General features: G+C 69.9%; 12 protein-coding genes and 4 pseudogenes. 8 read left to right on the top strand and 8 right to left on the bottom strand.

What is annotated here, in order from left to right; translation table 11 throughout:
• The coding region (locus tag ACWGJ5_RS44220) for a globin domain-containing protein (RefSeq protein WP_453315261.1) at positions 1–614 on the bottom strand (614 nt) is incomplete at its 3' end.
• An 853-nt stretch (positions 615–1467) separates the two neighbouring features.
• Between ACWGJ5_RS44220 and ACWGJ5_RS44215 the strand changes: the two are divergent.
• Together ACWGJ5_RS44215 and ACWGJ5_RS44210 are read left to right on the top strand one after the other, a co-directional pair.
• Positions 1468–1746, top strand: a pseudogene (locus tag ACWGJ5_RS44215) (RNA-guided endonuclease TnpB family protein); the annotation flags it as partial.
• A gap of 280 nt (positions 1747–2026) precedes the next feature.
• Positions 2027–2266, top strand: a complete 240-nt coding sequence (locus tag ACWGJ5_RS44210; protein WP_453315260.1) for a hypothetical protein — start codon at positions 2027–2029, stop codon at positions 2264–2266.
• A 239-nt stretch (positions 2267–2505) separates the two neighbouring features.
• On the opposite strand, the gene ACWGJ5_RS44205 is transcribed toward ACWGJ5_RS44210, so the two are convergent.
• On the bottom strand, positions 2506–4707 hold the full coding sequence (locus ACWGJ5_RS44205) for a putative Ig domain-containing protein (protein WP_453315259.1): 2202 nt from the start codon (positions 4705–4707) through the stop codon (positions 2506–2508).
• Positions 4708–4836: 129 nt separating this feature from the next.
• On the opposite strand from ACWGJ5_RS44205, the gene ACWGJ5_RS44200 reads away from it, so the two are divergent.
• From ACWGJ5_RS44200 to ACWGJ5_RS44190, 3 genes and pseudogenes are all read left to right on the top strand, one after another.
• Complete coding sequence (locus ACWGJ5_RS44200) at positions 4837–5118, top strand: hypothetical protein (RefSeq protein WP_453315258.1); 282 nt, start codon at positions 4837–4839, stop codon at positions 5116–5118.
• A 430-nt stretch (positions 5119–5548) separates the two neighbouring features.
• A pseudogene (locus ACWGJ5_RS44195) lies at positions 5549–5737 on the top strand (dihydrofolate reductase family protein); the annotation flags it as partial.
• A complete protein-coding gene (locus ACWGJ5_RS44190) occupies positions 5734–6147 on the top strand; it encodes a VOC family protein (protein ID WP_453315257.1) in 414 nt (137 codons plus the stop codon). The pseudogene ACWGJ5_RS44195 and the gene ACWGJ5_RS44190, both read left to right, overlap by 4 nt.
• 224 nt (positions 6148–6371) lie before the next feature.
• On the opposite strand, the gene ACWGJ5_RS44185 is transcribed toward ACWGJ5_RS44190, so the two are convergent.
• From ACWGJ5_RS44185 to ACWGJ5_RS44165, 5 genes and pseudogenes are all read right to left on the bottom strand, one after another.
• Positions 6372–6746: a hypothetical protein gene (locus tag ACWGJ5_RS44185; protein ID WP_453315256.1), complete on the bottom strand. Its 375-nt coding sequence runs from the start codon at positions 6744–6746 to the stop codon at positions 6372–6374.
• A gap of 325 nt (positions 6747–7071) precedes the next feature.
• Positions 7072–9666, bottom strand: a complete 2595-nt coding sequence (locus tag ACWGJ5_RS44180) for a SpoIIE family protein phosphatase (RefSeq protein ID WP_453315255.1) — start codon at positions 9664–9666, stop codon at positions 7072–7074.
• Between the two features lie 268 nt (positions 9667–9934).
• On the bottom strand, positions 9935–10702 hold the full coding sequence (sufC, locus tag ACWGJ5_RS44175) for a Fe-S cluster assembly ATPase SufC (RefSeq protein ID WP_453315254.1): 768 nt from the start codon (positions 10700–10702) through the stop codon (positions 9935–9937).
• 262 nt (positions 10703–10964) lie between these two features.
• Positions 10965–11297 carry a hypothetical protein gene (locus ACWGJ5_RS44170; protein WP_453315262.1) on the bottom strand — a complete coding sequence of 111 codons (333 nt, stop codon included), beginning with the start codon at positions 11295–11297 and terminating at the stop codon, positions 10965–10967.
• Positions 11298–11421: 124 nt separating this feature from the next.
• Positions 11422–11703, bottom strand: a pseudogene (locus ACWGJ5_RS44165) (hypothetical protein); the annotation flags it as partial.
• Positions 11704–11762: 59 nt separating this feature from the next.
• On the opposite strand from ACWGJ5_RS44165, the pseudogene ACWGJ5_RS44160 reads away from it, so the two are divergent.
• The 3 genes and pseudogenes from ACWGJ5_RS44160 to ACWGJ5_RS44150 all read left to right on the top strand — a co-directional run.
• Positions 11763–11861 (top strand): annotated as a pseudogene (locus ACWGJ5_RS44160) (putative quinol monooxygenase); the annotation flags it as partial.
• Between the two features lie 73 nt (positions 11862–11934).
• On the top strand, positions 11935–12237 hold the full coding sequence (locus ACWGJ5_RS44155) for a hypothetical protein (protein ID WP_453315253.1): 303 nt from the start codon (positions 11935–11937) through the stop codon (positions 12235–12237).
• Positions 12238–12269: 32 nt separating this feature from the next.
• Positions 12270–12545: a hypothetical protein gene (locus ACWGJ5_RS44150; RefSeq protein ID WP_453315252.1), complete on the top strand. Its 276-nt coding sequence runs from the start codon at positions 12270–12272 to the stop codon at positions 12543–12545.
• Positions 12546–12550: 5 nt separating this feature from the next.
• On the opposite strand, the gene ACWGJ5_RS44145 is transcribed toward ACWGJ5_RS44150, so the two are convergent.
• A complete protein-coding gene (locus ACWGJ5_RS44145) occupies positions 12551–13351 on the bottom strand; it encodes an SDR family oxidoreductase (RefSeq protein ID WP_453315251.1) in 801 nt (266 codons plus the stop codon).
• Positions 13352–13354: the final 3 nt, after the last annotated feature.

Here is a 13354-nt window from a genome sequence, read left to right as displayed (position 1 = left end):
CCCCGGGCGACCGCACGCACGTGGAAGGTCACGGTGTTGTCCGGTCGCGGCGCGTGCGCGGGCGAGTAGTAGCGCCACGCCCTGGGGTGCCAGGGCGTCTCCACGCTCGCGTACTGGCCTGCCGTGTACGGGTAGGGCGCGTCGGGCCGCACGGTGATTTCCGCGATGCCATGGCCGCGATGCAGGTGGTGGATGATCTCCGCCTCCCACACCGCGGGCGCCGTGCGGGCGTCCTCCCCCGCGGCGTGCATCATCACCTGCGATACGACGCCGTATCCGTGCGTCCATGCGGCGGCCAGCTCCGGGCTCCACACCGGGTCGGCGTAGCGGGCCAGGGATGCGAGCAGGCACTCGCCCACCGCGGGGTAGTGGCCGTTCAGCGCTCCGAACTTGCGGTGGTCGCGACCGAGCCGGCCGCAGAACCGGATCAGGTTCTCCGGGTCGTCGACGAGGTCGACGATCTGCAGCAGCCCGCGCAGCAACCGGTCGCGCTGGACGTCCAGGTTGTCCGGGAAGAGCCCGCGCACCTCGGGGTAGCGTGCAAACAGGATGGCATAGAAATACACCGTCATGTCCGCTGCGTGCGGGCCGACCACGGCCACGCTCGCGCGCATCAGGGCGACTTCCTCCGCGGTCAGCGGCACGAGGTCCGGCAGCGGACTCCTCGCCGGGGGCGAGGGAGTGGAAGGAGGCGCTGCTGATTCCGGTGACTGCGCCGTGGTGTCCGCAGCGTCACGGCGTCCTCGCGACGCACGGGAGAATATCACCGGGCGCCTCCCGCTTCAGATTGAATCATCATCACCATGAGGGAAGTTCAGTGTCAGAGCAGTGGGGAGCGGGGAACGCCGCGACCGCTGCACAACCGGTCGCGGCTGCCGGGGGACAGGCCGATGGCAGGCACAGGGTTCCGCTGTGCCGGATGCCCACCCAGCACCCAGAAAGGGTCCGCCATTGGGCTGTGGCGCCGTCACGATACGACGCCAGGGGATCAACTCGGCCGTGCACGGGGCGACTTGGTAACGGACGGGGCGGAACTCCCTGGGAGGTCCTGCCGTTCGGTGGCGATCGACAGGAACGCATTCACCCTAATACTGAATCTTCACCAGTCAACCAAAGAATAGGCACGACCTCGCCGCCAGTTGCGCGCTTACGCTCCACAGCCCGGCCCGCGACGCGCGTGTTCGACGCCGAGGAGGGGTAGTTGACGCGGAACCGACCGGAGGAAGCATGTGGAACCGGCCGGAAACGGGCCTCGGCGCGGCGGCCCGGCAACTCCGGGAACCCCGCGTCCACTTCTGCCGGTGAGGAACCGAAGCCCGCTCCGCATTGTCACCCGAAACAAGCCGGTTTCGGGAGCCGCGGTGGATTCGGAGGGCATGGCTCACGACATGTAATACCGGGCGAATTCACCGAGCTGAATATGATCCCTGTCGGTAAATCCGGATAACCGGGGCACCTCCCGCGACCGGGACGCTGTTGCTGCCGGAGATCGGCGAGGTGCGGGTGTGCTGGTCGCGGGTTCTTCCCTCGGTCCCCTCCAGTGTCACCGTGATCCGGGACGCGGCGGGGCGGTTCTTCGCCTCCTTTGTCATCGAGACCGATCCGGAGCAGGACCGAACCCGCTTCGGCGAGCCAAACCCAGACTGCGCCCTCGGCATCGGCCTGGGCCTGACCCACTTCGCGGTCCTGTCCGACGGCACGAAGATCTGCTCACCGCGGTTATTGCGCCGGGCCGAGAAGAAGCTCACGGACCCGGCAGCATCCGAGCAGCCCTCCCCGACCTCCGGTACGGCGATTACGATGATTCGTGACCGACCGTCGGGAACCGGGATCTTCCCGGCTGCGGACAGTGCCGCATAAATCGGGGGTTTGCGGATACGTCGGGGAGCGGTCCCTTGTGCGGGTATGGTGTGACCCCGGAACCGCCGGGCGGTCGTGCGCTGTTGAACCATGAGGATGTGTCAGCCCGGGGCGGAAACTCTGTCCGGGTGGCCCGGACCTCCGGCTGTCTGCCCGCGGAGCCGGCATGGAGCGACAGGCTGCTCACCGGGTGAACCAGGGCCCTCGACTCCCGCACGGCCACGCATGGCGGGAGGGACGCGCCGCAGCCGCCGACCACTACGGCACCACCCTTGACCAGCTCAGCGACGACTCCTCCGAGGACGTACTCCTCGAAGTCTGGAGCACCAACCCGGTCACCGAACGTTACGTCCTCGACCTTGCATACGTCCGCGAGCCGGAACCCGTCGATGATGAGGAACTCTGACCGGCGCAGCGGCCACACCCCAGCCGGCCGCGTTACCAACCTCGACTGCACCACCGCGCTCAGCAAGCTGGGTCTCAGCCGACCTCTTTCAGCTGGTGGGTGCGGCGCCGATGGATGGCGCCGCACCGGAATGTCCAGCGCAAGCGGCTGCGGGTGACTCCTGTGCCGTTGCCGACGGAGGAGAGGACCATGCCTGAGGCCGCCCGGTTGGGTGCCGGCAGATCGCAGTCGGCTGAGGGTCAGCCGAGTGTAAGGGCGGTGTCGTCGATGACGAATGAGGTCTGGAGGGACGTGTCTTCGGCGCCGGTGAAGGTGATGGTGACGGTCTGGCCGGCGAGGGAGGAGATGTCGAAGGTCTTCTGGGTGTAGCCGGTGGCGGCGTTGAGGTTGGAGTAGGTGGCCAGTGTGGTGCCGCCGGCCTTGACGGTGAGCTTGTCGTACGCGGTGGAGGTCGTCGTCTCGGCGGTGTCGACGTGCAGGTACAGGCTGAGGGTGGCCTTGCAGCCGGACGGAATCGTCACGGGCTGCGAGAGGGTGTCGGTGTGGGAGCTGCCGTAGCCGTCCAGCCATGCGTCCCATGTACCGCCGTGCGGGGGCTCGCCCTGTGAGCCGTACTGCCCGATGACGCCCGAGCTGGCGGTCCATGCCGTGTTGCCGGACTCGAAGCCTGGGTTGGTGAGCTTTTGGCCGGTGCTGGTGCAGGTTCCGCCGCCTGCGGGGTTGACGGTCCAGGTGAAGGTGGTGGAGCCGGTGGCGGCTGTGTCATCGGTGGCGGTGACGGTGACGTGGTAGATGCCGGCGGTGGTGGGTGTGCCGGAGATCAGGCCGGTGGTGGAGGCGATGGTCAGGCCGGGTGGCAGGCCGGCCGCGCTGTAGGTGAGTTTGGCGGACGAGGAGGAGTCGGACGCTGTGATCTGCAGGTTCACCGCGGTGCCGGCGGTGCCGGTCTGGTCGCCGGGGTTGGTGACGGTGACGGTGTTGCCGCCTGGCTGACCGCTGCCGATCGGCATGCCGCCGGTCGGTGCGTACATCGCCACGTCGAAGGTGCCGCCGCTGGGGGCATGGGCGTTGGGGATCACGGTGACGGCGTTGCCGCCGGACAGGACGGACGTGGATATGTAGTCGCCGAACATCCGGCCCTGCGTGGTGTTGGGTAGCCAGGCCAGTGTCATGGGGCCGGCGAGCTGGGTGGGTGCCGTCCACGTGGTGCCGCCGTCGGTGGACGAGACGTAGCCTGCGTCGAGCTGGCAGGTGGCGTCCGTGCAGCCGGCGTTCGGGTAGTAGTAGTACGTCAGCCCGATGCGGGCGGTGTTGCCGGAGCTGCTGGGATCCACGCCGATGCCGGGCACGAAATGGTCGGCGGAGCTGTTGGCGGCGTCGATCGGCACGCGGGCCGGCGAGCTCCACGAGGTGCCGTTCGTCGAGGTCGACATGATGATGTCGTTGCTGGTGCAGTTGGTGCGGAAGCGGCAGTCGGACCAGACCACGTAGACGCGGCCGGAGGCGTCGATCTCAGCGGATGGCAGGGGGCCCTCGCGCAGGGTGTCCAGCCGCGACATGTCGGCAGCGTCGTCCTCCAGACCGGCGACCGGGTGGTGCGAGACGGTGGCGATCTGCACGCTTGAGCCCCAACTTCCCCCGCCGTTGGTGGAGATGAACGCCCGTTCACTGTCCTCACTGCCGGAGGAGAACGGTACGACGACGGTGCCGTTGGGCTGCACGACCGGCTGGCCGCCGAGCCCGCTCGGGTTGTCGGCCGGGCTCTGCTGCGCACCCCAGGTCGCGCCACCGTCGGTCGAGGTCTTCATGTGCTCGGCGTCGCCGGCGTTGGCGTCGTCGTATTCGGTGTAGCAGCGGCCGTAGTACTGGCTGGACGGGTGGTTGTCGCAGACCGTCCAGTTCTTGTCATCGAACGTGCCGGTGGAGACGGTGACCGGGGCGCCCCAGGTGTGGCCGCCGTCCGTGGAGCGGCTGACGTCGACATCGACGCTGTTGCCTGAGCGGATGCCCAGCCAGGAGACCATCCACACGCCGTCCTTGGCGTCGTAGGCCACGGAGGCGTCACTGGCGGCGGAGTACGGGCCGCCGGTGTTCGTGGTGGAGCTGGGCAGGAAGCCGTGCGTCCAGCTCTGTCCGTTGTCGGTGGAGGTCGCCCACCCGATGTTGGACGCCCCGCCGCCGGAGACCCGGCCGACCTGGAAGGCGGCGACGACGGTGCTGCCGAAGCTGTAGGTGTCCGGCTCGACTTCGGTGGCGTGCTGGGCCTGCGAGTCGGAGTACGGGTCACTGCTGACCTGAGCGAGAGAGGGGGCAGAGGCATGGGGGGCCACTAAGGTGGTCGAGGAGCTCGAGGGGCCGGCGAAGGCGGGGGTGGCGAACGCCGTCGCCGCGGCCAGGGCACCGATGAGCAGGGGGGTTCTTCCTCTTGCCGGTCTGGACATGTCTCTCCTGGCGGTATGTGTGGGGCACCGGCCGCCGCTGACAGACGCAGCGAAACTGGCGGGAACGCGACACGGCGGGCTTGCGTCAGGTGGTGCAGGGGGGCGCGTAGTTGCACCACGGGCTGGCGCATGCGCGTCGTGCGCGGGTCTGGCATGCGGCGCAGCCGCACCAACATCGATCAGCCTGGTGGCGCGCTCCAAGCGGCGGCAACGTTCAGCGTGTTGGTCGTCCTGATCGCGCCCATGGTCGGCGTCGCCAACTTGGCTCGCGCTTTCCCGCCGCTGCAAGTTGCTGGGCTGTTCGTGGCCGCACGCGTGGTGAATGCGGTGATGAGGCGTCTTCGGCCTGGTGTGGAGCGTGACACTGAACATCCCTTCAGGCAGCCGGCGGTCGACCGGCGTTGGGGGTGAAGGACGTTCGCGTAAGGTGCACGCGTGTTCGCAAGCCGGATTCTGGACCTGTGCATGACATCAAGCAAGGGGTGGCGGCAAGTCCGCCGGTGCCCCGCACCTTCCGCACCCGGTCGAGACCCTCACGCAGTGCAGCCGGGCGAACGCCGGCCGAGACGGCGACGCCGTTGTCCGCGCCACGTCGGACACGGCCGCCACGGCCGCGGGTCGCGTCGCGTTCGGCAGTCGCCCAGTCGCCCAGTCGCCCAGTCGCCCAGTCGCCAGGCGACGATAGGGGGCGCGCCGGGCGGCGCATGCGCCGGGCTGTGCCTGGCGTGTGCGGGGTGACCGGTGGGGTGTGACGTAGGGCGCGATCCGGAGGGGCAGAGGTGTTCGCTGAGTCCCTCGGGGGGTTCCCCTATGTCTTTGGTCAAGGGGAAACGGGAGTGTTTTGGGGCGGGGAGCCGGGCAGGTGGACGAGATGGAGACCCACCTGGTTCCGGTCCTCCTCGGGGTCGGTCGACGGCTGTTCGACCACCTGGGCAGCGATCACATCGAAGTCGACCTCGTCCGACGGCTCGAGGATCGAGACGTTACGCATGTCCGCTACCGGGTGCATCGACCCGAGGAGGCCGCGTGAAGACGCTCTTCGTCGCCTACCGCGTCACCGACCTGGACCGCTCGCTCGCTTTCTACACCACCTTGGGCTACGCCGAACTGGGCAGGGTCGAGGTCGGCGACGGGGCTCGCCTCGTGATCCTCAAGTTCCCCGACGAACCGGCGGCCTCGCTCGAACTGGTCCACCGCCCCGGCGACGGACCGGTCGACGTGGGCAGCGGTTTCGACCACCTCGCGATCCAGGTGGAGAGGCTCGCCACCACCCTGGAGACGCTGGCCGAAGCCGGCCTGAGGCCCGAACCCCTCCAGTACCCGGGCGGCCCTCACGGCCCGAAGACGTCGTGGCTCACGGACCCGGATGGTTACCGGATCGAGTTGGTGGAGTGGCCGTCCGGACATCCCGACGGCATCACCGCAGCAGACTTCGCCTGAGGCGGCCATGGTCTGCGGAGTGACGAAGCTTTTCCGCGGCGCAACCGCGGTGCAACGCCAGGCGGTCCCCGAGGGCTGGGAACGTTCCACGGCAAGGTGGCCACAGCCGATGATCTCGAGGACCACGTCCGGAAGGCAGTTCGCCGGTTCCTGAGCGTGCTCCACCAGTGTTGCCGTGTCGTGGGGCCGCCGCCGACGAGGGTCGGGGCGTTGATCCCGCCAGGTCAGGCGGTGGTCGTCGCACGGGGGAAGAAGACGCGGACGGGCAGCAGCAGCCCGGCGAGTGACACAACGATGAACACCGCCTGGTGGACGTGGTCCTTGCCCGGCGGCAGCCCACCCGCCAAGTGGGCGATCCAGAAGGCCGGGTAGTACCACTGCGCATACCACGCCCACCGTTCCCCGGCGCGGAACGGTACGAGGGTGATCAGCACCCCGAACAGGCCCATGCCGGTCGCAGCCACACCGTCAGCCCGCATGAGCTGCTCGTCGCCGGCCCCCGGTGCGACTGCGGCGACGACACCAAAGGCCAGGATGCCGAGACCGACGATGAGAAGGCAGATCCACGCTGCCTTCAGGCGCACGCTGCTGTGCTGCATACGCGATTCGTACCCGCTTCCGGCGAAGAAGACGCGGGGTGTCCGCCGCGGCCGAGAGCGCCGAGGCCGGACAGGGCAGTTGTACGGCGCAGTGGCCGGCAGGTGCCTGTCAGTGTCTGCCGTGAGCGGCGGCTTCCGGGGGCAGTGACCGCCCCGTTTCCTTTCCCTTGGGCCGCGTGCTGCGGGCTTTTGAGCATGGAGGAGATGGCCGAGCCGCTGCTCGGCGTGCGCTGACAGAGTCCTCAGAGGTCGAGTCTGTCTTGGGCCACGACGATCGTATTGTTGGCCGTCAACTCACCCCTCGGACGCTCCACTTTCAGCCACCTCAGCCGTGAGTGTCCTGTGGGCCGACGAGGGTCTGTTCGGCCCAGATGGTTTTGCCGGCGGGCAGGTAGCGGGTGCCCCAGCGGTCGGCGAGTTGGGCGACGAGGAAGAGTCCGCGGCCGCCCTCCTCCATGGTGGCTGCGTGGCGAAGGTGTGGGGAGGTGCTGCTGGTGTCCGAGACCTCGCAGATGAGGCTCCGGTCGCGAAGCAGGCGGACCTGGATCGGGCCGGTGGCGTAGCGGATGGCGTTGGTGACCAGTTCACTGAGGATGAGTTCGGTGGTGAAGGCGGCCTCCTTCAGCCCCCAGCGTGTGAGGTGGCGGCCGATCCGCATCCGTGTGTCGGCCACCGCCGCCGGGTCGGAGGGCACCTCCCATTCGGCGATGTCGTCCGCCGCCGGTGCGCGGGTGCGGGCGATCAGCAGGGCGACGTCGTCGGTGGGCTGGGCGGGCAGTAGAGCGCCCAGCACCGCGGTGCACGTCTCCTCCGGTGTGTGATCTGCGCCGACGCCGGCGAGCGTGTCCCGCAGCCGGGTGAGGCTGTCGTCGATGTCGCGGTCGCGGTGCTCGATCAGCCCGTCGGTGTAGAGCACGAGTCGGCTGCCCTCCGGCACGTCGAATTCCGTGGTCTCGAAGGGCGGGGACATCAGGCCGAGCGGTGGCCCGGCGGGTACGTCGGGGAAGTGGACCGTGCCGTCGGGCAGGACGAGGACGGGCGGGGGATGGGCTGCCCGGGCCATCGTGCACCGGCGCCGGGTGGGATCGTAGATCGCATACAGGCAGGTGGCCCCGGTGATCGCCGCCGGGCCGCCGTCGACCGCCTCGTCCTGGTCGATCCGGGCCACCAGGTTGTCCAGATGCCACAGGAGTTCGTCGGGTGGCAGGTCGAGGGCGGAGAAGTTGTGGACGGCCGTGCGCAGACGGCCCATGGTGGCCGCCGCGTGCAGGCCGTGACCGACCACGTCGCCGACCACCAGCGCGACCCGGGCGCCGGGCAACGCGATGACGTCGAACCAGTCCCCGCCCACCGACTGTGCGGGCAGGTAGCGGAAGGCCGCATCGACGGCGTCCTGCTCGGGGATGCCGCGCGGCAGCAGGCTGCGCTGCAGGGCGGTGGCCATGGCGTGCTCGCGGGCATAGCGGCGGGCGTTGTCGAGGGAGATCGCGGCGCGTGCGACCAGTTCCTCGGCGAGGGACAGGTCGTCGGCGTCGAACGGCTCGGGCCGCGCGGAGCGCCAGAAGTAGGCCACGCCCAGCAGCACGCCCCTGGCCTTCAGCGGGGCCACGATACGAGAGCGCATACCGGCGGCGAGGATGGCCTTCGCCCTGGCCGGGGACTGGGCGCGCCAGTCCTGTGCGGTGTGCAGGTCGGTTTCGAGGACGGCCTGCTGGTGGCCGAACGCCCATGCCTGGGGTGTGGCGGGGTCCAGTTCGAAGCTCTCTCCCAGCGGGAGGAAGGGGTGCTGGTCACGGATGCCGTGCACGGCCACCCGCCGCAGCCGTACGCGGCCGCCCAGCGCTGGTTCCTCGCCGTGCAACACGGACTCCAGCAGATCGACCACCGCGTAGTCGGCGAGGTGCGGTACCCCGACGCGGGCGAGTTCACAGGCGGTTTGCGTCAGGTCGAGCGTGGTGCCGACCGCTCCGCCTGCGTCGTACAGCAGCTTCAGGCGCCTGCGCGCCGCCTCCGCCCGCTCCGACAGCAGGCGCAGCTCGGTGGAGTCCCGCAGCGTGGCCACGCTGCCCTCGGGCCCGCCCGCGTCGCCCGTGGGCCAGCTGTTGACCACCAGCAGCCGTTCGCCGACGGTCAGCACCCGGTCGCTGACGGCCTTGCCCGGTCCCGGCGTGAGTGTCTCGGTGAGAGTCCGCCCGAGCCTGAGCTCGGTGACGGGCTTGCCCTCCACCTGTTCGGACAGGCCGAGCAGACGCCGTGCCTCACCGTTGATCACTGTGACCCGGCCCTGTGCGTCCAGGCCGACCACGCCCTCGCGGATGCCGTGCAGCATCGCCTCCCGCTCCTGGAACAAACCGGCGATCTCCTCCAGCTCCAGGCCGAAGGTGCTCCGCTTGAGCCACCCGGTCAGCATGAACGCGGCGCCGACCCCGATCACCAGCGCCGCCCCGGCGTACGCGCCGAAGGCGGGCAACTCGCGCCACAGCTCACTGGTCGCCCGTGTTTCGGGAATCCCGGCCGAGACCTCGCCCAGCAGGCGGCCCCCGGGTCCGTGGAGGGGGACGATGCCGTTGGCGGAGCGCCCGGTGGAGCCGACGTTGATCCGCATGTACGGCACGCCGCTTCGGACGAGGATCGGCTCGGAGATCCGCTTGCCGATCAGCTCCGGACGGGGATGGGAGTGGCGGACGCGATGCAGGTCGATCACGACGACGTACGAGGCACCGGAGGCGTTGGCGATGCGCTGTGCCTCCGTCTGCACCACACCGCTGGGGCTGGGCGCAACGCCGGCGGCCATCGCGCCGACGATCCGCGGATCGCTCGCGGCGACCCGAGCGATCGCCGCCGCCCGCTGTTCGTAGAGACGGTCCAGCGCGCTACGCTGGGCCAGCGCGAACAGGGCGAAGCCGATCACGCTCGTCACGCTGAGGATCACCAGCAGGGCGACAAGGATCCGCTGCGAGAGCCTGCCCCTGCGAACGCCCGGGGCCTTCGGCCACCGTCGTCGCTGCTGCCCGAGCACAGGCGCCACATCCCTTCGCGGGCCAGACGACCATTATCCCGCTCATCTGTCCCACTCGTCCCTGCTCTCACACGGCGCGGATGCGGGCGGCCGGGACCGGCCCCCCGACCATGTTCGGCCCGCGGTCAGCCGCCGTCCGATGGGCACGTCCCGCACTCGGTCAGCGATGTCAGCGGTTGGCCGCGGCGTCCTTCACGTAGCCCTCGTAGCCCTCTTCCTCCAGGCGTTCGGCGAGTTCGGGACCGCCGGAGTCGACGATGTGGCCGTCGGCGAAGACATGGACGTTGTCGGGACGGACGTAGCGCAGGATGCGCGTGTAGTGAGTGATCAGCAGGGTGGCGACCCGGCCGGTGGCGCGCACGCGGTTGACGCCTTCCGAGACGATGCGCAGAGCGTCGATGTCCAAGCCGGAGTCGGTCTCGTCCAGGATGGCGATCTTGGGTTGGAGGAGTTCCAACTGAAGGATCTCGTGGCGCTTCTTCTCGCCGCCGGAGAAACCCTCGTTGACGTTCCGCTCGGCGAAGGAAGGGTCGATCTGAAGCCGCTCCATCGCCTCCCCTACCTCCTTCAGCCAGGTGCGCAGCTTGGGGGCTTCACCGCGTACAGCGGTGGCGGCGGTGCGGAGAAAGTTCGACATGGACACGCCCGGAACCTCGACCGGGTACTGCATGGCGAGAAACATCCCGGCACGCGCGCGCTCGTCGACCTTCATGGCCAGTACGTCCTCGCCGTCCAGCGTGACGGTGCCAGAGGTGACGTGGTACTTGGGGTGCCCGGCGAGCGAATATGCCAGAGTGGTCTTGCCGGAGCCATTGGGGCCCATGATCGCGTGTGTTTCCCCCTGGTGCACGGTCAGGTCCACTCCGTGCAGAATCTCCCGGGGTCCGGCCTCGGTCTGTACAGAGCAGTGCAAGTCATGGATCTCCAGTGTCGTCATCGACTCTGTCACTCCTTCCTGCTGCAGCGGCCATCGGCCGAATGGCCGGGTGTCGGCGAACCGCTCGGCGGCCACCGCCGTCCGGGAATTCAGAGGGCGCTGAGGCTGGGTGGCGGCCCGGTGACGGCTCACGGTCCGCGATGTTCCTCGCGTGCACGCCGGCCGGGCGGTGGCCACAGACCCGAGCATGTGTGGCGCCACCTCCAGCATGCGCCTTCCGTCAGCCACTGCGCGACGCCGACCGACCGCACGTCGGGGGACATCAGCCGGCACGGATGACCTGCTTCACGCCGAATTGAACGGATACAGCTGATCCGGAGCGGTACGCCTCGCCGAGGGTGCCGCTCCGGCCGTAGACCGGCCACCGTGCGTGGGACCGCCAGCTCTTGACCGGCTGCATCGCCTGCATCGGCTGCGGGGCCGGGCTGCCCGTGTCCATCCGCTCGGCGCTGTCGGCGAAGGTCGGGTCCGTCACCGCCAGGGGCGCCAGGGCAGGCAGGTGAGGGCGGGGCAGGGCGATGGGCGGGTCGGCGCCCAGGCACTCGCAGGTCGGCGCGGAGACGAGGACCGCGTCGTCCACGGCGATGGCCGGCACGTCCGGGTCGGCCGTGGCCAGAGTCTGTGGGGTGTGCAGCCCATGGCGGAGCAGCGCCGAGCGGCCCGGCGGTGAAGGCGTCGCCCGCGCCGACGGTGTCCACGACCGCGACCTTGTGGCCGGGACGGCTCATGTTTCCGGCGCCGCTGGGGAACACGTGGGCACCACCGGGGCCGTCGCTGACGACGACGAGCAGCGCGCCGAGGCCCAGCCAGTGGGTGGCGATCCGCTCGATCGGCGTGTCCGGGTAGAGCCACGCGACGTCCTCGCGGCTGGCCTTGCGATGTGGGCGATGCGGACGCTGCTTCCGACGGCCTGTCCGCCGCGTGCCGGATCGCCCAGAAGGGCGGGGCGGATGGTGGGGTCGTGGGGGCAGCCTCGGCGGTGTCGGGTACGCGGCGTCCATGCCGCCCTTCGTCCGTCCCTCGGCTCCTACCGCGACCAGCGAGACGGCCACACCCCACGCACCTGAAGGCTCCTTACGGCGCCCCGTTCAACACCGCGCTCGCCCCGCTGATCGACGAGGACGCCTCCGTACTGACGTTCCTTGACTCGTTGGACTGACTCGGCATGGGGCTGGCCGGGCGGGGCGCGGTAATCCTCAGGAGCGCCCTCACTGCGCCGGAGGACCCCTGATGTGTGCTGGCCCCGCCACACGTTGTCGTACGCGGCGTCCTCGATGGCCCGCCGCAGCCGTACGGCCTCCAGCCGCCACCACCGCGTCCCCGACGGCGGCCGGCACCGTCGTCACCGCGTCGCCGGCAGGACTCGCCCCGGCATCCGGCGGCGCGTCCCCGATCCTCAGGACGGCCGCCATGGCGGCGAGGACGGGCTCGCCCGAGGCTCGGTGTTCCTCCGCGCGGCGGCGCCGCGGCGAGTCGGCCGGCCCGGCCCGGGCGAACCGCGCCCGAAGCCCGTGGCGTTGGGGGTGGACGAGTAGCCGGGCCCGGTCCAGGTCGTCGACGTAGGCCTGTGTCACTCATCGGGCTCGGCCCGGTCCTCGACGCCGCCGCGCTGTGTGCCACCTGCTCTCCGGACACCGCCGTCCAGCAGCTGCGGGCGCCGCTCGCCCGGACGCGCGAACAGGACGTCCTGAACAAGGACGTCGCCCGGTTGCCTCCGCTGAGGCACACGAACATCAACGTGCCGGGCCGTCATGGCTTCCGCGCCTCAACCCCGGTCGATGGTGGCCTGATACGCCTTCGCGACCCTGCCACCACCGATACCAGCGAGGATGAGGAGGATTAAGTCCTCTACGCCGGCGGGCTCTTCGTCAGCATCTTCCGCTGCATCCACCTACCCTGCGCGACCGCCAGGGGGACGGCACGCAGCGCGAACGAGGGAAGGGCGTCAGCCAGGCGCGCCTGCAGTCCCCGCCAGCCCGGTACTGCGGTGACCGGGCGTGGGCGGTCCAGCACTTTGCGCACCGCGTCGACGACCTCTTCGGGCATGAGCAGTTTGCCGGAGAAGGACAAGGCCGCGGCAGGGTCGTCGAGTTTGTCGTGGAGCATCGGGGTCCATATGCCATCGGGACAGACGCAGGAGATGTCGATCTCCTTGATCCCGGCCAGACGCAGGTCGGCGAGTGTACTCAGACTGAAGCCGATCGCGGCGTGCTTGGACGCGGCGTACACCGCCTCGCCCGGGACCGCGGTCAGTCCCGCCAGCGACACGACGTTGACGATGTGTCCGCCCGTGCCCCGCATGGCCTCGATCGCGGCGACGGTGCCGTTGACGGTGCCGAGCGCGTTGACCTCCAGCATCAGGCGGCGCAGGTCGGGCGACTGCTCCCAGGCCGGCCCGGTCACGAGCACGCCGGCGTTGTTGACCCACACGTCCACGCGGCCGGCCTCTGTCACGATGCGGTCCCGCGCCGCGGCGACCTGAACCTCGTCGCGCACGTCGACGGCGTCCCACAACACGCCAGGCCCGAGCTCGGTCGCAGCGGCGCGCGCAGCATCCTCGTCGACGTCGGTGACCAGCACCCGGTGGCCGCGCTCGACCAGTGCCGCGGCGATCAGCCTGCCGAGGCCGCGGCCCGCCCCGGTGACCACCGC

This window comes from Streptomyces sp. NPDC054783, assembly GCF_053611725.1.
The sequence above is the reverse complement of the archived record's forward strand: the minus strand, read 5'-3'. Positions and strand labels throughout refer to the sequence as shown.